We start from the raw sequence: 26,210 nt of genomic DNA on the forward strand, positions 1-26,210 counted from the left end.
CTGGGCTTTTTTCTAGCTAAGGTTCAAAAATAAATCAACTAAATTAACATCCTTTTATTCTGTAGTTCTTGCAGCCTATCCCTTAAGCTAGCTGCTTTTTCAAACTCTAGGCCTTTTGCTGCCTCAAACATTTCATCTTCTAACTTAGCAATAAGCTTATCGAACTCTGCCGGGCTACTGGGCAGTTCACTCACGTAATCACCCGCTGCTTCAGCGACTTTACGACGCTCATTTTTACGGTCTTTTTTACCAGCACCGGGCGCATGAGCGCCTTCCAAAATATCTTCAACTGATTTGAAAATGGTTTCAGGTGTAATACCCAGCTTTAGGTTATGAGCAATTTGTGCTGTGCGGCGACGTTCGGTTTCATCCATAGCTTTTTGCATAGAGCCAGTAACCCTGTCGGCATAAAAAATTGCTCGCCCTTTAGCATTACGCGCAGCTCGGCCTAGGGTTTGAATTAATGCCCTTTCGGAACGCAAAAAGCCTTCTTTATCGGCATCTAAAATTGCCACTAGAGAAACCTCGGGCATATCTAAGCCTTCTCGTAAAAGGTTAATACCCACTAATACATCATAAATACCCAAACGCAGGTCACGAATGATTTCAACCCTTTCCACCGTGTCTATATCTGAGTGTAAATAGCGTACTTTCACGCCGTGTTCAGCTAGGTATTCACTTAAATCTTCCGACATACGCTTGGTTAGGGTAGTGACTAATACACGATCACCTTTAGCAACCACCTTGTGAATTTCTTCTAATAAATCATCGACTTGGTTAGTGGCAGGGCGCAGCTCAATGGTTGGGTCTAACAAACCAGTGGGACGAACCACCTGCTCAACTACCTGGCCTGCATGTTCTGTTTCATAGGTGGAAGGCGTGGCAGATACAAAAATCATTTGTGGCGCTAGCGCTTCCCACTCTTCAAAACGTAATGGGCGGTTATCTAAGGCTGAGGGTAAACGAAAACCGTATTCAACCAGCGTTTCTTTGCGTGAACGGTCGCCTTTATACATGGCACCTATTTGCGGCACAGTGACGTGGGATTCATCCAGCATTAACAGTGCATTGGCTGGCAAGTAATCAAAAAAAGTCGGCGGCGCTAAGCCTGGCTCACGACCTGATAAATAACGGGAATAGTTTTCAATACCGTTGCAGTAGCCTAATTCCACCATCATTTCTATATCGTACAAACAGCGCTGTTCTATGCGTTGCGCTTCTACTAGGCGATCATTGTTGCGTAAGAACTCTAGACGTTGGCGCAGTTCTTCTTTGATATGGTCTACCGCTTGCAGAATAGTTTCTCTAGGCGTTACATAGTGGCTTTTTGGGTAGATGGTATAGCGTGGTACTTTTTTTAGCACTTCACCCGTTAGTGGGTCAAAAATACTGATGCGTTCGATTTCATCATCAAATAGCTCTACCCTAACCGCTTCAAACTCCGATTCAGCAGGGTAAATATCTATCACATCACCGCGCACTCTAAAGGTAGCACGGCGTAATTCCATATCATTGCGGGTATATTGCAGCTCTGCCATGCGTCTAAGTAGCTGCCTTTGGTTCATGGGTTCACCTTGGTCTAGGTGAACCACCATTTTTAAATAAGCCGAAGGATCACCCAAACCATAAATAGCCGAAACCGTTGCAACTATAATGGTGTCATCCCGCTCTAGCAGTGCTTTAGTAGCAGAAAGCCGCATCTGCTCTATGTGTTCGTTAATGGCGGCATCTTTTTCAATAAACGTATCGCTAGAGGGCACATAGGCTTCTGGCTGGTAATAGTCGTAGTAAGAGACAAAATATTCTACTGCGTTGTTAGGAAAGAATTGCTTAAACTCGCCATACAGCTGCGCTGCCAAGGTTTTGTTGTGCACCATGACTAAGGTTGGGCGCTGCACACTTTCAATCACCTTAGCCATGGTGAAGGTTTTACCTGAACCCGTTACACCTAAGAGGGTTTGGTGGGCTAAACCTTGCTCTAAGCCATCGACTAGCTGAGCAATGGCTTTAGGCTGATCGCCTGCAGGTTCATAATTAGAATTTACTTCAAAACGCCTACGCATTGTTTAGCCTTTAATTGCTTGATTAGCCTAGATAAAAAATATGCTTTTAGTAGCCTAGCTAGTTATTCACGGCTTCTTTAACGCCCAACGCCAAAATAAGTAAAACCTAAAGAGCGTACATAAGCTGGATCATAAATATTACGTCCATCTAGAATAACTGGCTGCTTCAGTGAGTTTTTAATTTCTTCAAAATCTGGCGTCCAGTAGGCTTTCCACTCGGTTACTAACAATAGAGCATCGGCTTCTTTTAACGCGTCGTAAGGTGTATCACAAAACTCTAAATCATCACGCTTGCCTGCCCAATCACTTAAAGCTGGCATGGCTTTGGGGTCGTGAATTTTTACTTTAGCACCCTGCGCCCATAAAGCTTGTAATAATCGCAGAACGGGGGCGTTATCAATTCTATCGCTACCCGGTTTAAAAGCTGCGCCCCAAATTGCAAAGGTACGGCCTTTTAAATCGGTTTTAAAGTAATCCCATAGCTTGCGGAAGAGTAATTCTTTTTGGCGTTCATTAATGCTTAGCACTTCTTCTAATAGGTCTGAACCTACACCACTGGATTCAAGTGAATGAGCAAGGCTCATTACATCACGCGAAAAACTTAAGCCTCCAAAACCACAGCCGGGGTAGAGGTAATGCTCACCTATGCGTTGATCAGAACCAACGCCTTGGCGCACTTTTTCAATATCTACCTGTAAAGAATCAGCTAAGTTAGCCATATCATTCATAAAGCTTAGGCGGGTCGCCAACATGCCGGTTATAGCAAGTTTAGTGAATTCTGCTTCACGCGGTGTCATCACCATGAGGTTGTCGCGGCGGCGATTAAATGGACGCAGGATTTCTCTAACTTCGGCTTCAGCCCAATCGCTAGAAGAACCTAAGAGGAGATGATTAGGTCTTGTGAAACCAGCAATCGCAGACCCTTCTTGCATTAAATCAGGTAGGCTAACGGCAAAACGTTTGGCTGATGAACTGCCGCTGGTTTGTAAAAGCGCTTCTAGGTATTCCGTAGTTCCCACTGGAAAAGTGCTTTGGTTAATTAACAGTACATCGGCCTCTGGCACCTTGGCTAACTTCTTAATCAGCAGGGCGGCCTCATCCTGCTGATTAGGTGCCATAGCCAAGAAAATACGTTGAGGGTTATTTGAAGGCTTATAGTTTAAAGAAACGGTTAATCGACCTGAGTTTAACTGTTCAGACAAGAAGGCATCTAACCCTGGCTCCCGCCATAAAGAGTTTCCCTGCTCAAGGGAATGCAAGTGACGCGCTTCATCAACATAAAGTAAAACTTCATGACCTGTTGAAGCTAAAGCAGCAGCCGTTACCTGCGCACAAAGGCTAGAACCTGCAACAACCAAATGCATGATTAAGCCTCCGGCAGTTGGTTAATCAGTTTGCGGAAATCACCGCTTACTTCAGGATGGCGTAAAGCATGTACTAAAATGGCATGTAAATAACCTAGCTTGCTACCACAGTCATAGGTTTCGCCCTGCATACGGTAAGCTTCGGCACCACTTTCTTGTAATAAGGCATCGAGTGCATCGGTTAGCTGAATTTCATTGCCTGCACCAGGCTGGGTGGCTGCTAAAAGTTCAAAGATTCTAGGCGGTAAAACATAACGCCCAACTATAGCTAGGTTAGACGGTGCTTTATCTACGGCTGGCTTTTCAATCATGGCTTGCATGGGTTTGCTTTCCCCAGCAGCTAAAGCTGCACCTTCTTTTAAAGCCACTATGCCGTATTGATCAACTCTTTCTTGCGGCACAGCATCCACTAAAATTTGCGCTAAACCCGTTTCTGTAAAACGCTGATTCATGTAGGCTAAATCTGTTTTTAATTGATTAAAGTTATCAACTAACACATCAGGCAGAAGCACAGCAAAAGGCTCATCACCCACTACTTCACGTGCACACAAAATAGCATGACCTAAACCCAAGGCACGCCCTTGGCGCACGCTAACCACACGAATACCTGGGGGTAAAATACTCCGCAGTTCTTTTAGTAGCTTTGTTTTACCTCGTTGTTCTAATTCATTTTCTAATTCATAGTGAACATCAAAGTGGTCCTCAATGGCTTTTTTAGCACCATGAGTCACTAATATTATTTCAGTAATACCTGCTGCAATAGCTTCCTCTACTACCTGCTGAATAACGGGCTTATCTACTAGGGTAAGCATTTCTTTAGGTATGGCTTTACTAGCCGGTAAAAAACGCGTGCCTAAGCCAGCTACAGGTAAAACTGCTTTGCGAATCATACTTAACTCCAAGTATAAGGTTTGAGCTAATGAATTTTGCTGTCAATATAATACCAGAGAGTATGCCAGAAGCAGCTTTGCTATACCTTGCTAACCTGTCAATTTGTAGCAATATGTTAAGATATATGTAAAATTGACCTATGAAATTAATGCTTGCCTGAAACTTGAGTACTTAAAATCAGATGGAACAGAAACCTAACTACCAAAAAGTAGCCATTAATGATTTAACCAGTGGCATGTGGGTTTGTCGGCTTGATAGTGATGTAGAAGACCAGCCCTTTGAAACACGTGGCTTTTATTTTTCTAACCTTAAGCAGTTACGCGCTATCGCTGCTGATTGTCGCTATGTTTATATTGATAACAACCGCAAAGATACTCGCAAACTTTATCTAAATATTCGTACCCAAATGGACCGTGTTTTTGCTGACTTACGCATGGGTAAAGCATTAAAACATAAACGTATGCGGCAGGTGCTTAAAGATTTAATGGAAGCGGTATTGCATGACAGCAAAAGTATGCTTTATCTAGCCATGATGCGTGAACACCAAGATGACCTGGTTGCTAAAGCAGTGACTGTTGCTGTTTTAAGCTTAGCCTTTGCTAAGCATCTGTCTTTAAAGCAAAGCGATTTAATTCCCCTAGGTATGGGGGCGCTCTTGCACCCAGTTGGCCTACTTAAAGTGCCTAATAAAATTCTTAGCAAGTCACAGCCCTTAACAACAGAGGAGCTGGCTTTAGTAAGGCAATACCCGCAACAGGGTTATAGCTATTTACAGGAACAGGCGAGTTTTGATGCAGCAACCCTGGATATAGTATTACACCACCAAGAGCGCATTAATGGTGAAGGTTACCCTAACCAATTAAAAGGTAAGGAAATTAGTTTTTTAGCTCGTATTGTAGCCATTACTTCTGTTTACGAAGCACTCACACGTAAGCGGAGTGATAGAGAAGCGCTATCTCCCTCTAAAGCACTCAGTCAACTTTATCGTTAGCGCTTTAAAGATTTTGATAACCGGCTAGTTGAAAAGTTTATTCAAAGCCTAGGTGTCTACCCACCTGGCTGCTTGGTTGAGCTAAACACAGGGGCTTTAGCTGTTGTTTATGCAACTCACCCAGACCAACGACTTAACCCCAAGGTTAAACTCTTAACTTCTAAAGACTTAGAACCCTTGGCTAAGCAAGAAGAAATAGATTTAGCCATAACAAAAGACATGAATATTATTAAAGCGCTGGATCCCAAAGAACCTCGTTTTGAAAAGCTGTTAAAAGAGATACTTAACGAAACAGAGGCTTAGCTTTTTATCTATCTGGTTGAGCATTAAACTGTTGTCCTGTAATTCCCTTGCTAGCTGGTCCCATAAGGTAGAGGTAGGTTCCCATAATTTCTTCTGGTTTACGCAGGGTATCAGGATGCTCGGCAGGAAAGGCATCGGCGCGCATTTGGGTACGAGTAGCACCTGGGTTAAGACTGTTAACACGTATATTGCTAATATTTTCTAGTTCTTGCGAAAGTACTTGTACAAAGCCTTCCGTAGCAAACTTTGAACAAGCATAAGGTCCCCAAAAAGCTCTACCAACTCGGCCTACAGAAGATGAGGTAAAGATAATTGATGCGTCTTCTGCTTGCTCTAACAAAGATAGCGTTGCTTGCTGCAACATAACTTGAGCATTAAAGTTAATGTGCATTACGCGCTGCCATAGCTCTGGGTTGTAGGACTGTACTGGGCTGATAGTCCCTAGAATGCTGGCATTATGTAGAATGCCATCGAGACGACCAAAGGTTTCATAAAGACGGTCTGCCATGGCTTGGTAATCTGGCCAAATAGCACCTTCTAAATCTAAAGGGTAGATAGCTGGCTCTGGCCCACCTAGCGCTAGTATTTCATCGTAGACAGCTTCTAATTTACTAATGGTTCTGCCTAATAAAATTACACTAGCACCTTGGTTAGCATAGGCTTTAGCTGCAGCACGGCCAATACCTGAGCCTGCACCTGTAACTAAAATAACTTTATCTTTTAATAACCCTGCTGCTGGCTGGTAATCAAATTCACACAACATTATTTAAATCCAAAATTATTTTTTAAGGTAGTTACGAGCTAGGTCTGCGGCTGGCTCACGCGGATGTTCAGCTATAACACTTTCCATGGTTTCTTTTGCTTTGTTGTTATTACCATAGCGAGCATAAATTAAACCTAGCTTGTACTTAGAGTCTGCAATTTTAAAACTATTAGGATGATTGCTAACCACCGCATTAAACATTTTTTCTGCATCGGCTGTGCGGTTTTGTGCCATATAAATTTCGCCTAACCAATAGTAGGCGTTACCTACAAGACGAGAACTGGGGTATTCACGAATAAAAGCTTGAAAACTTGCAATCGCTTCTTCAAAACGCTGTTCTGGCACATGCGCATAAGCTTTATTGTAAGCTTGCTGATCATTAACACCTGATACTTCTGGTGGAGTAGCTTTTATAGGGGCGGTAGGTTGGCTCGGTGGTTTGCTAAGGGGTGTTTCTTCTAGAACAAGAATTCGTTTGGCATACTCTTGCGCTCGCTGATCTAAATCTAAATAGCGGTTACGCTGCTCAGTTTGCATTTTTGAAAGGGTGTTTTCTTGTTGTTCAACCATGTTGCGCAAAGCTTTGATCTCTTGTTGCATTTGTTCTATTTGCATTAAGAGTTCTGCATTAGCAACTGCGGCAGCTCGTGATTCAGCATGAGAGGGGGTTGAGAAAAGTGCAAGACTAAGGGAAGTTAATAAGGCTAAAGTAAAAAGAAAACGGGGGGCTAAATTAGCCCCCGCATTCTCTCTGACTTTGGCAATAAATTGATTTGCTTTCACGTCAGAGGACTCCGCTTAATACTAGTAGTTAAACTCTACACGGCGGTTTTTGCTATAAGCTTGGCTAGATTGACCTCTAACTGCTGGTCGCTCTTCACCGTAGCTAACTACTTCTAGCTGGCTTGCATCTACGCCCTGTAGTGATAAGTAACGCTGTACAGAGTTACCACGACGCTCACCTAGTGCTAGGTTGTACTCAGGTGTACCACGCTCATCTGTGTGACCTTCTAGCTTAACTTTTGCAGAAGGGTTTGCCATTAAGTAAGCGGCATGGCCATTCAACACATCGTAAAATTCACTACGAATGTTCGACTTGTCAAAGTCAAAGTAAATAGTATTAATAGCAGGTAAAATAGCATCGCTTGCTGCGTTAGCTTCTGCTTCTGCAGCAGCAGCGCTGTCAGCAGCTTCTGCAACGGCACCATCACTTGAGAGCACTTCTTCTGCTACAACTTCTTCCGTTACTTCGTCTGCTACTTCTTCTGTGTTGCCTGTACTACCACAACCAGCAACAAGCGCTAAAACTGCTGCTAATGCAAACACCTTGCTATGTTTCATAAGTTCCATAATTTTCTCCAGTTACTTTTTTTTATTGCACTTTGACCCTTGACAGTTATTGCTTCAGGCCATCACTTTAACTTAATAGTTAAAATTTGTTTAATTCAAATAGGGTGACCAAGCAGGCTCTCGCACATTGCCATTTGCTGCTGGTAATTCATACTGAATTCTACCATCAGTTGACACAACACCCAGCACACCTTTTTCACCGATCATTAAAGCATAAATAACCATCGCACCGTTAGGAGCCACACTAGGTGATTCATCTAGCGGAGAGGTTGAAAGAATACGCATACGACCCGTGTCCATATTAAGCGCAGCTATACTAAATAGTCCACCTCCAGATCCCCTATGTACCATAAATATTTCTCTTCCATCTGGGGAGTAACGTGGACGAGCATTATAGTTACCTTCAAAACTTAATCTGCTTTCTTCGCCACTCAATAAATTAATCCGATAAACCTGTGGTCCTCCGCTACGTCCCGAGGTAAAGATAAGGCTTTTTCCATCAGGCGACCATGAAGGTTCGGTATCTATCGCGTAATGATGCGTGACTCTTGTTAACCTTCGGTCATCTAAATGATAAATATATATTTCTGCATTGCCATCACGCGACAAGGTCATGGCAATTTTTTTCCCATCGGGTGACCAGGCGGGTGACCCATTTAAGCCTTTAAAATTAGTCAGTTGATAACGCTTACCTGTTGCTAACTCTTGTACAAAAATAGCTTGTCGACCTGTTTCAAAAGATACATAAGCTAACTTCTTTGCATCAGGCGACCAGCTTGGTGACAACAGGGGCTGTTTAGAGGTCAAAATAGTACGTGATTTTTGACCATCGGCATCGGCAACATGCAGTCGGTAGGTGTAATCCATAGTATTGCCTTTTTGAACTGAGGTTATATAAGCAATACGGGTAGAAAAAATACCTTTTTGTCCTGTCAGCCTTTCGTAAATTCGATCACTAATAAAGTGCGCTCTGTTGCGTAGGTTATCTAGGTTGCCTGCTACGCTTTCTGATAACAAAGATTCTTGTCGGTTAATATCAAATAACTCGTATCTTATACGGATATTCTTACCCTCTAAGGCTTCAATGCTTCCTACAACCAAGTAGTTAACCTTAAGTAAGCGCCAGTCTCGATAAACTACTTCTTCTGCTTTAGTTGGCAGACTTATTAAATCTTCACGGGGCAATGCACGAAACAAGCCTGTTCTGGCAAGGTTTGCTGAAATTACTCCAGCGACATCTTCATTTAAGCTACCCTTTCCCTTCCACATAAAAGGTACTAAAGCTACAGGTATTGCTTGATCATTGCCCTTAGTAATTCTAATGATTAAGTCAGCTTGTGCTAAAGAGCTTAACAGTAAGACTAAAGCAAGTAAGCTTGTCGTAATTAAGTGACGTGCATTGATCACGGTGCTAAGTCCTCTGGTGTAAATACAAAGATTAGTTGCCTAAATTTATCGCGTTGGCGTGGTTCTAAACGTAATAAGGGAAAGGGGGCGGCCTTTTCTACTGCTTGAACGGCAGAACGGTCAAATGCACTGTTACCACTTGTCTTAATTATTTTTATTCCCCCATTAGCCAATTCACCTGTACCTAACAAAGCTACCTCTAAAGTGGTTTCTAGCTCACTGTCGACCCCTGGCGGTCTAATCCATTGACTAGAAATCATATCGAACATAACGCTTTCCATACTGGCAATGGCTTCGGCATCTATTGCTGCTTGTTCAGCCACTCTTTGCGCACGTATGCGCTCTGACTCTTCCCACAGGCGTTGTTCTTCAGCCCGTTGCTTTGCTGCTTCCTGCTCACGCCTTGCTTCTACACGCCGTTTGATGGCTTCTTCTTCTGCACGTTGTTTTTCTGCTGCTGTTTTCTTTTTTTGTTCTTCTTCTTTTTTGCGTTTTAGCTGCAGTTGTTTTTGCTGTTCTGCTTGCTGCTTCTCTGCTGCTTTCTTTTTGGCTGCGGCTTCACGCTCTGCTTGTGCCTTTTTTTGTGCTTCTACTAAGCGTTTTTGCTCTGCAGCTTCGCGTTCAGCAGCTAGACGCTTTTGTTCTGCCGCTTTTTGTTGTGCTTCACGCTTTTTAGCTTCTTCTTGTTGTTGACGTTTTTTTATTTCTTGCTGGGCTTTTTCACGTCTAGCTAGGGCTGGGTCTTTTGCCATCATGGTTGCTTGTATGATGGGCTGTTGCGTAGGTTGCTTAAGGGTGCGGGTATTGGCTCCTTGCCAAACTAACAACACCAGTACTAGCGCATGCATTAGCAAGGCTAGAGTAACTGAAATAGGCAAACTACTTGCTTTCACCTATATTTCCTTATTGGTCTTCAGCTGGTGTAGAAATTAAGCCTACTTGGGTCACACCAGCGCCTTGTAGCTCACTCATTAAAATTACCACTTCACCATAGGATACACGGCGATCACCTCTAACTAAGACTGGAAGCTCTGGATTTTGGCGCTTTAAAGCAGCTACTTGATTAATAATGGCTGATAAAGCTAAAGGTTCATCAGAGTCGGCACCCATCTCTAAATAATACTTACCTGAAGCATCTAGAGAAACCACTAGTGGCTCTTGGTCTACATCATTATTGATTGGTTCAGAGGTTACTTGAGGTAGCTCAACATCAACCCCTTGCGTAAGGATGGGTGCAGTAATCATAAAGATCACCAGTAATACCAGCATCACATCTATGTAAGGCAGAACGTTAACTTCTGAAATAGGTAGCTTAGGGGCGCTACGGCGAAATCTTGGCTTAGGCATGACTTTCTCCTAGTCGGCTTTTCTGGCAACTAGACTACGATGCAAAATACCAGAGAATTCATCAGCAAAGTTTTCATAGTGGTTTAATAATAATTCACTAGAAGATAAGTAGCGGTTGTAGGCGACTACAGCTGGTATGGCAACAAACAAGCCTAAGGCTGTAGTAATTAAGGCTTCAGCCATACCCGGTGCGACTACCGCAAAGGTGGCCTGTTTTACTACTGCAAGACTACGGAAAGCTTCTATTATTCCCCACACAGTACCAAACAAACCTATGTGTGGACTAACTGAACCAATGGTTGCCAGGAGTGGCAAGCCTGCATGTAAGCGGTCTTGCTCTTCAGCAATAGAGATACGCATAGAGCGTTCAACTGCTTCTAAAATGGTTGCAGGGTCGGTTGTTTTTTGACGAATCCGATTAAAGGTTTTAAACCCTGAAAAAACGATACGTTCAGCGCCTTCTGCTTCATTAGGGTCGGTATTACGAAAGAGTTCACTTAGCTCAATGCCTGACCAGAAACGCTCTCGAAATTCCTGATGCGCTGATCGTGCTTGCTTGAATAGCTGCCAGCGTTGAAAAATGCTGACCCAAGAAAAAACCGAACCAAGTAGTAGGCAAAGCATTAAAAATTGTATAAATAGGCTGGACCCTAACATCATGTCCACAAAAGTTAGCTCTTGCACTTGAACTCCTTGCGTCTTTATTAATAAAAAAGGGTTTCGATTTACCTAGTATCCAGTGGTGGCAAGCACTGTAACAGCGTTGCTGGCAAGCGACAGGGTCGCAAACTTTGACGATCTACACAAGCAACTTCAATGCTGCCCGAACACAAAACATTAGTGTTACGTGTTATTTGTTGGTGAAAAGTAATTCTAGCGCCACGATAGCTTGCAACCGCTACCCTAACCTCTAGCGCATCATCTAATACAGCGGGTAACTGATAGCTAAGTTTTACATCTCTAACCACAAATAAAACAGGTAAATTAGCTTGGTTAAAACCTAAAGCTCTTAGCCATTCAGTGCGTGCCCTTTCCATAAACTTTAGGTAGTTCACATAATAAACTATACCGCCAGCATCGGTATCTTCGTAATAAACCCGCACGGGTAAACTAAAATTATTCATGGCTGTTTTAACCCAAAGTGCTGCCAAGCTAAGTCTGTTACCTGCCTGCCTCGTGCGGTACGCATCATAAACCCTTGTTGAATTAAATAGGGTTCTAACACTTCTTCTATGGTGTCTCTAGCTTCAGAAATTGCTGCAGAAAGGCTATCAACCCCCACTGGCCCACCCGAGAATTTTTCCATCATTGCTAAAAGCATACGTCTATCCATGGAATCTAGGCCATGAGTATCCACGTTTAGTAGGTTAAGTGCTAGGTCTGCAATTTGTTTACTAATACAACCATCGGACTTCACTTCGGCAAAATCCCTAACACGGCGCAATAAACGGTTGGCAATGCGCGGTGTGCCACGTGAACGGCGGGCAATTTCTTCTGCGCCCCCTTCTTCAACCGTTAAGCCGAGCAAATTGGCTGAGCGAGTGACTATGTAGGTTAAATCGGGCACAGAATAAAACTCTAGGCGTTGCACTATGCCAAAACGATCCCTTAAAGGTGCTGTTAGCATACCGGCGCGAGTGGTTGCGCCCACTAGGGTAAAGGGTGGTAAATCTAGCTTAATGGAACGTGCCGCTGGGCCTTCACCAATCATAATGTCTAATTGGTAATCTTCCATCGCTGGGTAAAGAATTTCTTCAATCACTGGGCTAAGGCGGTGAATTTCATCAATAAATAAAACATCGCCTTCGCTAAGGTTAGTTAACATTGCCGCTAAATCACCCGGCTTTTCCATTACTGGACCAGAGGTGCTTTTAATTGAAACGCCCATTTCACTGGCAATGATATTGGCTAGGGTAGTTTTACCTAAACCGGGTGGACCAAAAATAAGCGTGTGATCAAGCGCTTCTTTACGAGCTCTGGCTGCCTCAATAAATATTTCCATCTGCTCGCAGACTTGGGGCTGACCACGGTAGTCTGCCAAAGTCTTAGGGCGTATGGCATGATCTTGACTGTAATCTTGGGGCTGTTCAGTGGCAGCTATCAGTCGGTCATCTTCAATCACGGGTGATGTCCTTTTTATTTAGCCATGCTTTTAAGTGCCGCACGAATTAAATCTTGGGTATCCATCGCTTCTGCTGCAATTGCAGCTATAGCACGGCTTGCCTCTGGTAGTTTGTAACCCAAAGCAACCAAAGCTGCTTCTGCTTCAGCCCGAGGATCAATAGCAGGTAATTCTGCACCTAAGGGTAATTCAAGCTTGGCCATTTGCTGCGGCTGCCAAGCTTTTAGGCGATCTTTTAAATCTAGCAGTAGGCGTTCAGCCGTTTTCTTGCCGATACCTGGAATGCGGGTAAGTGCTTGTAGGTCTTCCTGCTGTATTGCTTGCAGCAAGGCGCTGCTTTCCATAGCCGACATAATTGCCATGCCTACCTTGGGGCCAATACCGCTAACTTTTATTAGCTCACGAAATAACTGGCGGTCTTCTAAACGGGCAAAACCGTATAAAAGGTTAGCATCTTCACGTATAACCTGATGTATCCAAAGAATGAGTTTTTCTTCTAAGGCTGGCAAGCCAGCAAACACTGAAAGTGGCAGGCTAATTTCATAACCTACCCCTTGAATATCTAAAATAACCCAAGAAGGTTGTTTTTCAACCAGCTTGCCTTCTAATCGCCCAATCATCATGAATTTTCTTTTTCCTCTGAATGACGAGTGTCTTCAATCGACAAAAATACTGGCAGGTGTAAATGCCAATGAATAGCCGCTAGGCGCATACTTAAAACCACAGACATAGCCATTAGGGTATTAAAAGTTTCCCAGCTGTCGGGTAAAAACCAGTTAAGGTTTACATAAACAATGGCGCCAGCCATCACCGCGGTAGCATAGATTTCTTTTTCAAAAATCATTGGTTTAACCGCTGTTAGCACATCACGCAAAATACCACCAAACACGCCTGTCATAACGCCAGTTACTACTGATATAAGCGGCGAATGCCCCAATGAAATAGCAACTTTAGCGCCTATAACAGTAAATACAGCCAAACCTATAGCATCGGCTACCTGCACAGCATAATGAGGAAAACGAATTTTTCTAGCTAGGGCAAAGACGATAACCGAGGTAATAACCGTTAGCCAAATGTACATATTGTGCTGTACCCAAAATACTGGCAAACGACCTAAAATTAAATCACGCAAGGTTCCGCCACCTATGGCAGTAACCGTGCCGACAATAATAACGCCAAATAAATCGAGACGGCGTTCAGCAGCGGCAAGCACGCCAGCCAAAGCAAACACCACCGTACCAAAAAGGTCTAAAGAAAAAATAAATAGAGGGAGGTCAAAATCTATCATCAGCTGCGTCGTGCCAAAGTTTTAGGGTCAAAATTACGCCAGCTACTGCCACGTTTAGCAGCTAACTGACCTGATAATGCCAACAAGCCACTAGAAGTATAAGCATGGCACATAGCTATAGCCAAGGCATCGGCAGCGTCTTCTTGGGGTGTAGCAGAAAGCTTTAGAAGGGATTTAACCATATGCTGAACTTGGGTTTTATCTGCCCCGCCTGTACCTGTTACTGCCAGCTTTACTTCTTTTGCTGAGTATTCACTCAGTGCTAGGCCATGATTCGCTACACAAACTAAAGCTGTACCTCTGGCTTGCCCAAGCTTAAGGGCTGAGTCAGCATTTTTAGCCATAAACACACGCTCTATAGCGACTTGTTCAGGTTGGTAACGGGCAATAATTTCAGAGAGGCTGGCATAAATTTGTGCCAACTTTTGAGGAAGCTCCTCGGCCTTGACCCTAATGCAACCACTGGCTAGGTAGCTAAAATTACTGCCTGTTGCCTGTATTAGCCCGTAGCCAGTAATGCGTGAACCTGGATCAATGCCAAGGATAAGGGCCATATCAGCCCAGTTTCTCCATAACTTCTGCAGAAAAATCGACGTTAGAATAGACTTCTTGCACATCGTCTAAATCTTCTAGCATATCGACCATTTTAATGATTTTTTCTGCTAGCTCTAAATCAGTTACATCAGCGTTCACATCCGGTAGCATGGCGACTGATGCTTGTTCTGCTTCTAACCCAGCCGCTGCTAAGGCTTCTTTTACTTCTAGGAAGTTTTGTTGTTCAGTAAAGACTTCAAAACTACCATCATCTTGAGTAACAACATCTTCGGCACCCGCTTCTAAGGCTGCTTCCATTAGTTGATCTTCATTGGTTTCTGCTGAAAAAACCAAGTAGCCCCGCTTTTGGAATAAATAAGCAACCGAACCTGACGTGCCTAAATTGCCATCGTTTTTAGTAAAAGCATGACGCACTTCACCCACCGTACGGTTACGGTTATCGGTTAAGCATTCAACCAACACAGCAACACCACCTGGACCATAGCCTTCATAAACAATCTCTTCCATATTGTCGGCTTCATTAGTCCCTGCACCCCGCGCAATTGCACGATCAATAGTGTCGCGTGTCATGTTATTTGATAAGGCTTTATCGACAGCCGTACGCAATCTAGGGTTATCAGCAACATCTGGGCCACCTTCCTTGGCTGCCACAGTAAGCTCACGGATAAGCTTAGTAAAAATTTTACCGCGCTTGGCATCCTGTGCTGCTTTGCGGTGCTTAATGTTGGCCCATTTACTGTGACCTGCCATTTTAACTCCTTACATTACTCACTGGTGTCTTTAGATACCTAATCTTAAACTTGGTTACGCTTCTATTTGTGCTTTTAAACGCAAACGTAGGTTTAGTTCTCTTAACTGCTCTTGGCTTACATCACCAGGTGCATCGGTCATTACACAAGCAGCTGACTGGGTTTTAGGGAAGGCAATGACTTCACGAATGGATTTAGCACCCGTCATTAGCATCATTAAACGATCCAAACCAAAAGCTAGACCACCATGCGGTGGTGCACCAAATTTTAGTGCATCTAAGAGGAAACCAAACTTTTCTTGCTGCTCTTCGGCACTAATACCTAGCACACGGAAAACAGCTTGCTGCATGGTTTGGTTATGAATACGAATTGAACCACCACCTAATTCTGTACCGTTTAAAACCATATCATAAGCACGTGACAGCTTATCAGCTGGGTTAGCTTCTAGCTCTTCTGCAGTGCACTTAGGCGCAGTAAAGGGGTGGTGCAATGCACTTAAGCTGCCATCGCTGTTTTCTTCAAACATGGGGAAATCAACAACCCAAAGCGGTGCCCAATCGGTTGTATAAAGGTTCAAGTCTTCGCCTAGTTTGCAACGCAATGCACCCAAGGCTTCGTTAACAATTTTGGTTTTGTCTGCACCAAAGAACACTATATCGCCATCTTCAGCACCTACACGGTCTAATAGTTGCTCAACCACACCTTCCATAAACTTAACGATAGGCGATTGCAAACCTTCTAAGCCATCAGCACGCTTGTTGACTTTTATCCAAGCCAAACCCCGTGCACCATAAATGCTTACAAACTTGGTGTAGTCATCAATTTGTTTGCGTGATAGTTCTGCACCACCTTTAACTTTAAGGGCAGCAACACGGCCTTTAGGATCAGTCGCAGGACCTGAGAAAACTTTAAAATCAACGCCTGCCATTAAATCACTGACATCAACCAACTCTAAGGGAATTCGTAAGTCAGGCTTATCAGAACCATAACGCTCCATGGCTTCGGCATAAGGCATGTGTGGGAAGTCGCCTAGCTCAACATCCAGTGAGCCTTTAAAAATTTTGCGAATCATGCCTTCAGCTGTACCCATAATGTCTGCCTCTTCAATGAAGGAAGCTTCAATATCTATCTGGGTAAATTCTGGCTGACGATCAGCACGTAAATCTTCATCACGGAAACATTTAGCAATTTGGTAGTAACGATCAAAACCCGCCACCATTAATAGCTGCTTAAATAGCTGTGGCGATTGAGGCAAAGCAAAGAACTGGCCTTCGTGGGTACGGCTAGGTACTAGGTAATCACGCGCACCTTCTGGTGTGGCACGGGTAAGAATGGGGGTTTCTATATCTAAAAAGCCCTGCTCTTCGAGGAAGTTACGAATTTGGTGGGTTACCCTTGAACGGAAACGTAGCTTTTCTGCCATCTCCGTACGGCGTAAATCTACATAACGGTATTTAAGGCGAACTTCTTCACCTACTTTACCGTGTTCATCTAACATAAAAGGGGGTGTTTCAGAGGTATTTAATACCTCAACCTCACTAGCAACCACTTCAATTTCACCGGTGGGCATATTAGGGTTGACTGTACCTTCAGGGCGAGGGTTAACCTTACCGGTAATTTTTAAAACGTATTCATTACGTGAACGATCTGCATTAGCAAAAGCCGCTTGGGTATCAGGATTGACTACCACCTGAGCAATACCATTACGGTCTCTTAAATCAAGAAAAATAACACCACCGTGGTCACGGCGACGATGAACCCAGCCGCATAAAACGACTTCTTGATTTAGGTGACTTGTGTTTAAGTCCCCACAGTAATGGCTGCGCATAAAGTAGTTCCCGTTAATAGATGTGTTAAAAAATGAAAAAATAAAATTTACGAGGCCGCATTATAGCCTAGACTGATGACCTTACGCCAAGTTATGAATAAACCACCTACAGAGCGCCGAGTATGACTTTTGAATTACACCCTCAGTTAGCAAAAGACAGCTTTCATTTAGCAGACCTTAAACTTTGTCAGCTGCGTTTAATTAATGACCAGCGTTTTTACTGGCTGCTTTTAGTACCTAAGGTGGCTAAAGCTAAGGAATTAACAGACCTTGCTCCAACGGATTACCAGCAACTGTGGCAAGAAGTTTATTCTTTAAGCCAGGTAATAAAGCCTTTAAAACAAGCAGACAAGCTGAATGTTGCTACTTTAGGCAATCAAGTGCCACAACTGCATTTACATCTAATTGCTCGTTTTACTCAAGATGCTGCTTGGCCCAAACCCGTTTGGGGATTAGGCACTGCTAAGCCTTATAACCTAGCGACCGTAAAAGCTATTACTGAAGAATTGCAGTCGGCTTGTTCCGCTAACAGCTTTCAGCCACCCATTTACTGGCAAACCTTCGAAGATTAATTCATTTCCCTGCTAAACCTTCACTTCTACCTGAGCGGCATCACTCACTAGCCTTTGCCAAAGCCGCTCGACTGAAGGCTTATGAACCAAGGTGCAGCGGTAAAGACGAATTTCTAAAGGAATAACCCAACGCTCACCACCACAAACAACCAATTTCTTTTCTGCTAGTTCACGCTCAATGCTTAGTTTAGGTATCCAAGCTACGCCCTGCCCTTCTAATGCCATACCTTTTAACCCTTCAGCCATGGCAGTTTCATAGGTGGTACGCAACTGCAAACCTACAGGTTTTTGGCGAAGCAAAATTTGTAATGATCTTTCTAAAAAAGCACCCTGAGTATAAGCAAGTAAGGGTACCTCTTGCTCTGCCGACTTATCTAAAAAGTAAAGCGGTTGCCCTTGCTCATCGGTTGCACAAACAGGCAGCATTTCTGTCGCGCCCATACGTAAAGAGGGAAAGTGCTGATTATCTAGCTGCAAACTACCCAAAGGGTCATGGTAAGCGAGCATTAAATCACAACGCCCTTCACGTAAAGCATGAGTTGCCTCACCCACATTCATCGCTGTCATACGGCTATTAATTTCACCAATCACGGTTTGTAAACGCTTTAACCATTGAGGAAAAAAGTTAAAGGCTAATGAATGGGCGACCGCAAATTCTAATAGCTGGATTGCGGCAGAATCTAAACCACGCAAGTTTTGTAATGCACCACTTAGTTGCTCAACCACATTTCGAGCAGTAATTAGAAATAACTGTCCATCGGGTGTTAGCTCTAAAGGCGACTTGCCTCGCTCAACCAAAGTAACACCTACCGCCCGCTCTAAGGATTGAATGCGTCGGCTAAAGGCGGGCTGAGTGACAAATCGTCGCGCAGCAGCATGAGAAAAGTTACGTGTAGCAGCAAGGGCTAAAAAGTCCTCTAGCCATTTAACTTCAAGATTCACTCGTGTTTTTCCTCTGGTATTTTATTTAGTGGTTAAGCATAACTAGTGCAGTCTTTTAGTTATTACCTTACAATTAGTTTTGCATGTAAAAAGCACTTTGTTATAGCATCACTTTTTTTAGTGCTTATCTTATTCCATTTAGCGCAACAACAACTAAGCATTTGCTGGCCGGATTTTTTACTTGTTACCGGCTCGATACTTGAGATTACAATGCTAGACCGCATCACTGCTCGCCCGAGCCACTGGGCACTATTATTTTTTGGCAGCCTTATTTTAGTTACCTGTTTAGCCATTTATTTAAGTAGCAATAAAGAACAAACTGAAGAACCACCGCCTAACATGAGTGAAGTGTTGGAAGCCCTAGAAGCGACCGACTTTCACAATGCGCTTATACCCCCTTTATCACCTCCCCCCGACTGGGAGCAATACACTTTACAACCAGGCGATCGCTTATCGCTGCTTTGGGCTGACAAGTGGCACCTGCCCCTAGCGACACTTTATACACTACTCGATAACAAAGAAGGTAAACGTCACCTTAACCGCATTCAACCGGGTCAACATATTGAATGGTTAGCCAGTAGGGATGGGCAACTTTTAGCCTTACGCCTTTGGCAAAGCCGTGCTGAAGGCAGCGAATGGTTAAGAGAAAGCCAAGGCTTTAGTTTTCGTAACCTAACCTCACAGCGTGAAGTTAAGTTAATACGTTTAGAAGGCACTTTAAACGGTTATCTAGTTAACAGTTTGCAAAACATGCCTGAAATTGCAGGGCAAGAAGGCACTATAGCTACCGCCTTAGATCGTCACCTTCCTCTTCGCCGTGATGCACGTGATGGTGATACTTTCAGCCTTTTAATCGAACAAGAATGGTTAAGCAACGATCCCACCCCCTATTCCACACGCCTTATTGCTTTTGACTACACAGGTAGCCGTATGCAAATACGTGCAGCTCGTCATCAAGATGGGCGTTTTTATACCCCTGAAGGTGTTAGTTTAATTCCTCCGTTTGACCGTATTCCTCTAGCCCAGCGCTTTCGGATAAGCTCACGCTTTAATTTAAACCGTCGTCACCCAATTACTGGACGTGTACAGCCCCATTATGGAACTGACTTTGCTACGCCCACTGGCACACACGTTAGAGCACCAGCCGACGGTCGAGTGGTTCGTAGTCAATGGCACCCCTTTGGTGGCAACTACCTAGTCATTGATCATGGGCAAGGTTTTGAAACCCGTTACCTGCATTTATTACGTGCGCAGGTAAAGCGTGGGCAGGATGTTAAGCGTGGGCAACTTATTGGCCAAACAGGTAACACTGGCCGCAGTACTGGCCCTCACCTTCACTATGAACTACACATTAACGGCCGCCCTGTTGATTCCATGCGGGCTGAATTACCTAACGTTGAAAAGCTAAAAGGCTCTAATTTAAAAGAATTTCTATCTCAGAGCCAACAGCTTTTTTCAGGCTTAGATGGCCACATTAGACTAGAAGACCTTGCATTATTACTACCTGAATCAGACTAGAGCAGGCTAACTACCTAACTGCTAGAGTATAGGTAGTTAGAGGCAAGTGACACCCTGCCTAAAATGCGGTAAATTCTCTGTCTTCGCCTTTCTATTATTTATTTCTATTTTACTTCAAGGTCAGCTGATTCCATGCGCGCTTCACAATTACTTATTGCCACTTTAAAAGAAACCCCTAACGATGCCCAGGTTATTAGCCACCAGTTAATGCTGCGTGCAGGTTTAGTTCGTAGCCTAGGTTCTGGTCTTTACACTTGGCTACCTTTAGGTTTACGCACGCTACGCAAGGTTGAGCGAATAGTGCGTGAAGAAATGGACAAAGCAGGCGCACAAGAAGTATTGATGCCCGCCATTCAACCGGCTGAATTGTGGCAGGAATCAGGCCGTTGGGAAAAGTATGGCAAAGAATTGTTGCGTTTAAGTGACCGCCACAATCGTGAGTTTTGTGTTGGCCCAACGCATGAAGAAGTCATTACTGACATGGTGCGTAAAGAACTGCGTTCTTATAAACAGCTACCGGTTAATTTTTACCAAATTCAAACCAAATTCCGTGATGAAATTCGCCCTCGTTTTGGCGTAATGCGCTCGCGTGAATTTATTATGAAAGATGCCTACTCCTTTCATTTAACGCAAGAATCGTTACAGCAAACTTACGATATTATGCACCAAGCCTATACCAATATATTTAACCGTATTGGTCTTAAGTTTCGCTCGGTAATCGCAGATAACGGCTCAATTGGTGGTAGTGGCTCGCATGAGTTCCACGTTTTAGCTGACTCAGGCGAAGATGACATTGTTTTCTCTGATACCTCAGATTATGCCGCCAATATTGAAAAGGCTATGGCTTTGCCGCGTGAAACAGAACGTCTAGCCGCCACTGAAGAACTGCGTTTAGTTGACACGCCTGACGTTAAAACCATTGCCCAGCTGGTTGAACAGTTTGACCTAGCCATAGAAAAAACCGTTAAAACCTTGGTCGTAAAAGCGGCTGAAGGTGGTTTAATAGCACTAGTAGTGCGTGGCGACCATGAGCTAAACGAGATTAAAGCCGCTAATTTACCGCAAGTTGCCAGCCCTTTAGAAATGGCTAGCGATGATGAAATCATTGCTGCCGTGGGTGCAGCGCCCGGTTCTTTAGGGCCGATTAATCTAACCCTTCCTTGCATTATTGACAGCTCCGTTGCCCTAATGAGCGACTTTGCAGCCGGTGCTAACCAAGAGGGCAAACATTATTTTGGTATTAACTGGGAGCGTGATTTACCTCTAGTTGAAGTGGCCGACCTGCGTAATGTTGTGGAAGGCGACCCTAGCCCAGACGGTAAAGGTAGTTTACAAATTAAACGTGGCATAGAAGTGGGGCATATTTTCCAGCTAGGTACACAGTATTCAGAAGCCATGAATGCCACGGTGCTCGATGAAAATGGCAAAGCGGCAACTTTAATTATGGGCTGTTACGGCATAGGCGTAACGCGCATTGTTGCCTCGGCGATTGAACAAAACCACGATGCTGCCGGTATTATTTGGCCTGCTGCCATTGCACCTTTTGAAGTAGCCCTAGTGCCGATGAATGCGCATAAATCGGAACTAGTAAAAGAAACCAGTGAGCAGCTTTATAAAGACCTGCAAGCCGCTGGCATAGATGTATTACTAGATGACCGCGAAGGTCGCCCTGGCTTTAAGTTTGCAGACCTAGAACTTATGGGCATTCCGCACCGCATTGTTATAGGTGAGCGCAGCCTTAAAGAAGGCGAGCTTGAATACAAGGGCCGCCGTGACACTGAAGCGACTAACATTAAACTGGAAGAACTGCTTAGCTTTATAAAAGAAAAAATTGCGGCTAGTTAAAGCATTTTAGCAGCCTAAAGCTTAACTACTGCTTTAAAACAAAACACTGGGGAAGTGTTACCCTAGTGTTTTGTACAAAGACAAGTAGTGAACACTGCCCACTAAAGCCATTATAAAAACTAGAATTAAATTCACGCGCCATGAATCTGTTTTACGTCGTCTCCTTACCGAGTTGAAAACTAATCCCAAAAAAGCTAGCAACATGACTGAGAGCATTAATAAAAAAGCAGAGTGATACAAGTCTAAATTCCAACCTTGTTGCGTTGATAAATCCATCCAACGGTCAAAAAAAGTTTCTGGCTCAGGTTTAGCCTTTTCAACAAGCAAAATAACCACTAGCATCAACAACCAAGCAACAAAACTAAGCACCTTAATTGCTTTAAGTAGTAAGTCTGGACCCTTACGTTTCTCTGGTATTTTTTCGTGACGCTGTTCGGCTTCAGCAGCCAACTTTCGCCAGTCTTTCATTCTTGCCACCTCGCTAATTTATTTAAAATTAAGCATAATCTACTTAACAGCTAAATAACATGCGCAGTAACTATTTACTAAAACCTTGCCTCAGGACAACACCTTATTCACTAATACTGTTACAAAATAATCACTTAAAGTTGTATAGCTCGACCCAAAAATAAAAATAGCTCTCTAAGGAAAGCGACTTATGATGCTAAAGCTTCAAACTAAAACCCTACTTGCTCTGGCCTCGGTTATGTTGGTACTTATCTTTGTGATAACCCTAGCAAGCCTTGCCTCCTTTCGTGACTTCTCTATACGTGCCGCTACAGAACAAACGCGTACTGCTGCAGAAATGATTCGTGTTGCATTAACAGAATCCATGCTAAACGGCACCATTCATGAACGTGATTCACTGTTAAATAGAATTGCTCAAATTGATGGCTTAGATGAAGCAAGAGTTATTCGTGGTCCATTAGTACAAAAACAGTTTGGTGATGGGTTAACCATTGAAGCTACAACAGACACAACAGACTACCAAGTTCTTAATACAGGCGAGTCTGTTTATACCTTGGTTGGCGGTTACCTTAGCTCTGAATTTCGTGCCACCGTTCCTTATATTGCTAGCAGCAAGGGTGATGTTAACTGCTTAAATTGTCATGCCGTACCTGAAGGCTCTGTTTTGGGTGCTGTCACCCTTACTGCTTCCATTAAACACATGCGTACCGCTGCTTTATTAACCATAGTAGTGCTCGTTGGTGCAACTGCACTTTTCTCTGTTATTTCTCTATTATTTTTACGTCGCCTACTACAACCACTAGTAACAACAGCTAATGAAATTGAACAAGCTGTACGCCAAGCAAAAGCAGGTGATTTTAGTGTTCGTGTACAACAACGGAGTAATGATGAAATAGGTGCTATAGCACGCCATTTTAATAGTTTGTCTGAAGGAATCACCACTAAACTAAGTGAAATTCGCCATAATGTGGCCCACTTAATTCAATCCCAACCTATGGTTAATGGCGATCTTTTAGCTGATACCGCCAATACAGTTTCTGGCTTGGTCAAGGTTTCACAATTCAAGCAAGCCATAGAAGAAGACGAAACCAGCGAAGAAGTTTATCAGCGTATTTGTGAAGTCATTCAACATGAATTCAACTTCACCAGTAATTCTATTTATGAGGTAGATGAAACCAAAAAACAGCTGAATGTAATCAGTGTTAATAATATAGCCCAAGCGCCTATAGAGTGGTGCAATAGCGATATTACTGACAAGTGTATGGCTTGCCGAGCAGTACGCACAGGCCACTGCATTGATGGTACTGAAAACACACTTATCTGCCGTTCTTTTTCTAACGAAGCACGCCAAGATGGAAAATATTACCTCTGTTTGCCCGTTATTCAGTCGGGTGGTGTGGGCAGTGTAATTCAATTAGTTTTAGAGGCTAAAGATTTAAAGCGTGCAATGGATGCCAAGCCTTTAATTGAATCTTACCTACGTGAAGCTGCACCTGTTCTACAAGCAAAAAGCTTAATGGCAAGCTTAAGAGAATCTACTTTAAATGATGCCATGACAGGCTTGCGTAATCGCCGCTTCCTTGAAGAATACTCAGAAACACTTGTTAGCCAATGTAAGCGCCGTGGCACTTCCATGACCCTCATTATGATGGACTTAGATTACTTCAAAAAAGTAAACGACACCTATGGCCATGATGTAGGTGATAGCATCTTGATTGATCTATCTAATATTTTTAAAGCGCATGTGCGTGAGTCAGATTTAGTTATCCGCTATGGTGGCGAAGAGTTTTTAATCATTCTTCCAGATACTAACAGTGAAGATGGCTTGCTGGTTGCTGAAAAAATACGTGTAGCTGTAGAAAACTTCCAGTTTAAAGCTGGTAGCGTACTCATTAATAAAACTATTTCAGCAGGCGTTGCAGACTATCCTAGTGATGGGCAAGCCTTCTGGCAGGTACTAAAATATGCCGATGTCTCACTTTATGCGGCTAAAGATGCCGGACGTAATCAGGTAGTGCGCTTCACTCCTGAGTTATGGCTTTCTGAAGAAAAGTATTAAAACCGCCCAAAAGTACGGGTATTTTTATAAGGCAGCTTCATATAGCCAGCTACACCCAAGTTGTCTATTTGTGGAATGGCTGCCTTTATTGCTTCTAAACAGGCCACAAACTCCACTTCTTGACTAGGGTCTAGCAGCACATAGTAGCTATGAACTTTTAGGTGGGTTGGTAAGGCTTCAAAAATAATTAGTCCAGTATGGCGCAGGTGGTTCATTCTGGCGATAGCTTCAATTATAGCCTCAGGTAAACGCAACAACTCATCAGGGTCTTTTCCATCTTCAAAGTAAGAGTGGCTATAACTTTGGTCACCTGTTAGTGGTGTAGGTAAAATCTCATAGGGTAAACACCAGTCTTCCGGTGGTAAAAAAGGTAAGTTTTCCTTGGTTCTTTCTAGGTGGCGTGTTGCTCTAGCATCGAACATACAAGCTTTAAAAACACCTTCTTGACGGTTAATGCTTCTAGCTAAGGTAATCAGATTATTGACTGAGTCGATAAACGATTTTCTTAAGGCTGGATCATGGAGTTTAAGGCTAGAATCAACTAAAAGCTGCTGGTCTTTCCATTGGAGAGATAAGCCTCCCAACAGAGGGTAACGCCCTAAACGACTGACTGCCGCTAAAAAAGCTTTTTCGGTTGGCCCCATACCCTGCAAAAAGTTTTTATAATACTTTTCTAGTTCAATGTCTTTAATACCTGCCAAGAAACTAGGGTCTGGCTGTTCGGCCCTTAAAAAAGTTCGCCTAGAACTATAAACCACTGTTTCTAAGGCTTCTTTTTCTTCAGTGACCCAAACAGGCAATTTAGCAGTTATTTTAGGTGGGGGTATATCTTCCATAACCCAGCGCTTTAAATGGTGGGCTTGGGATAGCATTTTATCACCCGCGGCAGCACAGGTGGCTTCATCACCCGTTAACATTTCTTGCAAGTTAGCGGCAATAACAGGCGGTAAATCTAAACTGGTGGCGGGAATGGCTTGAATACCGTGGCGGCAAGATTGCGCTGAAGCTAAGGCATAAAGGGTTCCTGCTAAACCCTGCTCATCAAAACGTGGTGAACTTAAACCACCATTTAGCTGCTCGTCACCAATAAAAAACACATCACCTAAACGCGCATTGGTTAGTGTACTGGCTGAAAAACCCAGCATACTGGCATCCACTGGCTGTCCTTGTGCATCGAGTTGAGCAAATACACTAGAACCCCAATCGACGAGTTGAATGGTTTCTGTTGCTGGATCAAAAACAATATTAGAAGGCTTAATATCACCATGCACCAGGGGCGCGTCTTCTCCTCGTGCATTTTTGTAGTTACGCATCGCATTTAAAACTTCAACCAACTGCCAAGCTATGCGAACAAGCAGTTTGGCTGGTAAGCGTCCTACTTCTAGAGAATAAGCTTCTAAATCTATGCCTTTGGCTCTTTCCATTACTAAAACTGACTGGCGAGCTAACTTGGTGTACTCATAAAACTTGGGCACATAGCGATGCGCCAGCAAACTTTGCATCCAAGCTTCTTCTTCTAAACGGTCTTGCACTACTTGAGGCAGATTAATTCTTGAGAATTTAAAAACTAAATCTTCACCCTGAGGTGAGCGCCCTCCAAACACAAAGCCAAAAGCCCCTTTTCCTACCAACTCTATTGCCGTAAAACCCAACTGAGCTAGCTGCTGCTGACAAAGATTTAACCAGTCTCTTACCTTACGCGCATCTTCATGGCTCATAAGGTAAATAGACTGCTCTTCGTTAATATAAAACTGTTCTAGCAGTTGGGTTTTATCGGTCATTCTA

The 26,210-nt window shown here is 43.5% G+C and carries 26 protein-coding genes; 6 read left to right on the forward strand and 20 right to left on the reverse strand.

What is annotated here, in order from left to right; all coding sequences use genetic code 11:
- Positions 1–38 precede the first annotated feature (38 nt).
- The 3 genes from uvrB to galU form a co-directional block, all read right to left on the reverse strand.
- Positions 39–2,063, reverse strand: coding sequence for an excinuclease ABC subunit UvrB (uvrB, locus tag H571_RS0100470; protein WP_027847584.1), 2,025 nt, complete (start codon positions 2,061–2,063; stop codon positions 39–41).
- Positions 2,064–2,140: 77 nt separating this feature from the next.
- A complete protein-coding gene (locus H571_RS0100475; RefSeq protein WP_027847585.1) occupies positions 2,141–3,427 on the reverse strand; it encodes a UDP-glucose dehydrogenase family protein in 1,287 nt (428 codons plus the stop codon).
- A 2-nt stretch (positions 3,428–3,429) separates the two neighbouring features.
- Positions 3,430–4,317 (reverse strand): UTP--glucose-1-phosphate uridylyltransferase GalU, encoded by an 888-nt coding sequence (gene galU, locus H571_RS0100480; protein ID WP_027847586.1) that lies wholly within the window; start codon positions 4,315–4,317, stop codon positions 3,430–3,432.
- Between the two features lie 182 nt (positions 4,318–4,499).
- Here galU and H571_RS0100485 point away from each other — a divergent pair, with 182 nt between their 5' ends.
- Positions 4,500–5,309 carry an HD-GYP domain-containing protein gene (locus tag H571_RS0100485; protein WP_027847587.1) on the forward strand — a complete coding sequence of 270 codons (810 nt, stop codon included), beginning with the start codon at positions 4,500–4,502 and terminating at the stop codon, positions 5,307–5,309.
- A 72-nt stretch (positions 5,310–5,381) separates the two neighbouring features.
- On the forward strand, positions 5,382–5,612 hold the full coding sequence (locus H571_RS0100490) for a hypothetical protein (protein WP_027847588.1): 231 nt from the start codon (positions 5,382–5,384) through the stop codon (positions 5,610–5,612).
- Positions 5,613–5,616: 4 nt separating this feature from the next.
- On the opposite strand, the gene H571_RS0100495 is transcribed toward H571_RS0100490, so the two are convergent.
- The 14 genes from H571_RS0100495 to aspS all read right to left on the reverse strand — a co-directional run bounded on the left by H571_RS0100495 (position 5,617) and on the right by aspS (position 17,021).
- The gene (locus H571_RS0100495; RefSeq protein WP_027847589.1) at positions 5,617–6,375 is read right to left on the reverse strand and encodes a YciK family oxidoreductase; all 759 of its coding nucleotides are present in this window, start codon (positions 6,373–6,375) and stop codon (positions 5,617–5,619) included.
- A gap of 15 nt (positions 6,376–6,390) precedes the next feature.
- Positions 6,391–7,158 carry a tol-pal system protein YbgF gene (gene ybgF / locus H571_RS0100500; RefSeq protein WP_027847590.1) on the reverse strand — a complete coding sequence of 256 codons (768 nt, stop codon included), beginning with the start codon at positions 7,156–7,158 and terminating at the stop codon, positions 6,391–6,393.
- A gap of 21 nt (positions 7,159–7,179) precedes the next feature.
- Complete coding sequence (gene pal, locus H571_RS0100505; protein WP_425411335.1) at positions 7,180–7,728, reverse strand: peptidoglycan-associated lipoprotein Pal; 549 nt, start codon at positions 7,726–7,728, stop codon at positions 7,180–7,182.
- Between the two features lie 87 nt (positions 7,729–7,815).
- Positions 7,816–9,132 carry a Tol-Pal system beta propeller repeat protein TolB gene (tolB, locus tag H571_RS0100510; RefSeq protein ID WP_245562296.1) on the reverse strand — a complete coding sequence of 439 codons (1,317 nt, stop codon included), beginning with the start codon at positions 9,130–9,132 and terminating at the stop codon, positions 7,816–7,818.
- Positions 9,129–10,025 carry an energy transducer TonB gene (locus H571_RS0100515; RefSeq protein ID WP_027847593.1) on the reverse strand — a complete coding sequence of 299 codons (897 nt, stop codon included), beginning with the start codon at positions 10,023–10,025 and terminating at the stop codon, positions 9,129–9,131. The genes tolB and H571_RS0100515 overlap by 4 nt, the downstream gene beginning before the upstream one ends.
- Positions 10,026–10,035: 10 nt before the next feature.
- Positions 10,036–10,479, reverse strand: a complete 444-nt coding sequence (gene tolR / locus H571_RS0100520) for a protein TolR (protein ID WP_027847594.1) — start codon at positions 10,477–10,479, stop codon at positions 10,036–10,038.
- Positions 10,480–10,488: 9 nt separating this feature from the next.
- On the reverse strand, positions 10,489–11,163 hold the full coding sequence (tolQ, locus tag H571_RS0100525; protein ID WP_245562297.1) for a protein TolQ: 675 nt from the start codon (positions 11,161–11,163) through the stop codon (positions 10,489–10,491).
- Between the two features lie 41 nt (positions 11,164–11,204).
- On the reverse strand, positions 11,205–11,603 hold the full coding sequence (ybgC, locus tag H571_RS0100530) for a tol-pal system-associated acyl-CoA thioesterase (protein ID WP_027847596.1): 399 nt from the start codon (positions 11,601–11,603) through the stop codon (positions 11,205–11,207).
- The gene (gene ruvB, locus H571_RS0100535; protein ID WP_027847597.1) at positions 11,600–12,601 is read right to left on the reverse strand and encodes a Holliday junction branch migration DNA helicase RuvB; all 1,002 of its coding nucleotides are present in this window, start codon (positions 12,599–12,601) and stop codon (positions 11,600–11,602) included. The genes ybgC and ruvB overlap by 4 nt, the downstream gene beginning before the upstream one ends.
- 14 nt (positions 12,602–12,615) lie before the next feature.
- Positions 12,616–13,224 (reverse strand): Holliday junction branch migration protein RuvA, encoded by a 609-nt coding sequence (gene ruvA / locus H571_RS0100540; RefSeq protein WP_245562298.1) that lies wholly within the window; start codon positions 13,222–13,224, stop codon positions 12,616–12,618.
- Positions 13,221–13,889, reverse strand: a complete 669-nt coding sequence (locus H571_RS0100545; protein ID WP_027847599.1) for a trimeric intracellular cation channel family protein — start codon at positions 13,887–13,889, stop codon at positions 13,221–13,223. Before H571_RS0100545 ends, ruvA begins: the two co-directional genes overlap by 4 nt.
- Positions 13,889–14,443, reverse strand: coding sequence for a crossover junction endodeoxyribonuclease RuvC (gene ruvC, locus H571_RS0100550; RefSeq protein WP_027847600.1), 555 nt, complete (start codon positions 14,441–14,443; stop codon positions 13,889–13,891). The genes H571_RS0100545 and ruvC overlap by 1 nt, the downstream gene beginning before the upstream one ends.
- A 1-nt stretch (position 14,444) precedes the next feature.
- Complete coding sequence (locus H571_RS0100555; protein ID WP_027847601.1) at positions 14,445–15,194, reverse strand: YebC/PmpR family DNA-binding transcriptional regulator; 750 nt, start codon at positions 15,192–15,194, stop codon at positions 14,445–14,447.
- A 54-nt stretch (positions 15,195–15,248) separates the two neighbouring features.
- Positions 15,249–17,021 (reverse strand): aspartate--tRNA ligase, encoded by a 1,773-nt coding sequence (gene aspS / locus H571_RS0100560; RefSeq protein ID WP_027847602.1) that lies wholly within the window; start codon positions 17,019–17,021, stop codon positions 15,249–15,251.
- Positions 17,022–17,143: 122 nt separating this feature from the next.
- Between aspS and H571_RS13695 the strand changes: the two genes are divergently transcribed.
- A complete protein-coding gene (locus H571_RS13695) occupies positions 17,144–17,593 on the forward strand; it encodes an HIT family protein (protein WP_051168033.1) in 450 nt (149 codons plus the stop codon).
- Positions 17,594–17,605: 12 nt separating this feature from the next.
- Here H571_RS13695 and H571_RS0100570 read toward each other — a convergent pair whose 3' ends face one another.
- Positions 17,606–18,535: a LysR substrate-binding domain-containing protein gene (locus H571_RS0100570; RefSeq protein WP_027847603.1), complete on the reverse strand. Its 930-nt coding sequence runs from the start codon at positions 18,533–18,535 to the stop codon at positions 17,606–17,608.
- A 210-nt stretch (positions 18,536–18,745) separates the two neighbouring features.
- Between H571_RS0100570 and H571_RS13700 the strand changes: the two genes are divergently transcribed.
- Positions 18,746–20,053, forward strand: a complete 1,308-nt coding sequence (locus H571_RS13700; RefSeq protein ID WP_156887820.1) for a peptidoglycan DD-metalloendopeptidase family protein — start codon at positions 18,746–18,748, stop codon at positions 20,051–20,053.
- 132 nt (positions 20,054–20,185) lie between these two features.
- Complete coding sequence (locus tag H571_RS0100580; RefSeq protein ID WP_027847604.1) at positions 20,186–21,898, forward strand: proline--tRNA ligase; 1,713 nt, start codon at positions 20,186–20,188, stop codon at positions 21,896–21,898.
- Between the two features lie 57 nt (positions 21,899–21,955).
- Here the strand turns inward: H571_RS0100580 and H571_RS0100585 are convergent, their stop codons facing one another.
- Positions 21,956–22,366, reverse strand: a complete 411-nt coding sequence (locus H571_RS0100585) for a hypothetical protein (protein WP_027847605.1) — start codon at positions 22,364–22,366, stop codon at positions 21,956–21,958.
- Positions 22,367–22,556: 190 nt separating this feature from the next.
- Between H571_RS0100585 and H571_RS0100590 the strand changes: the two genes are divergently transcribed.
- On the forward strand, positions 22,557–24,425 hold the full coding sequence (locus tag H571_RS0100590; protein WP_051168035.1) for a diguanylate cyclase: 1,869 nt from the start codon (positions 22,557–22,559) through the stop codon (positions 24,423–24,425).
- On the opposite strand, the gene H571_RS13705 is transcribed toward H571_RS0100590, so the two are convergent.
- Positions 24,422–26,206: a protein kinase domain-containing protein gene (locus H571_RS13705; RefSeq protein WP_051168036.1), complete on the reverse strand. Its 1,785-nt coding sequence runs from the start codon at positions 26,204–26,206 to the stop codon at positions 24,422–24,424. The two genes, H571_RS0100590 and H571_RS13705, sit on opposite strands and share 4 nt — an antisense overlap.
- Positions 26,207–26,210 lie beyond the last annotated feature (4 nt).

Source organism: Marinospirillum minutulum DSM 6287 (genome assembly GCF_000422325.1).
In the GTDB taxonomy this organism is placed as follows: domain Bacteria; phylum Pseudomonadota; class Gammaproteobacteria; order Pseudomonadales; family Halomonadaceae; genus Marinospirillum; species Marinospirillum minutulum.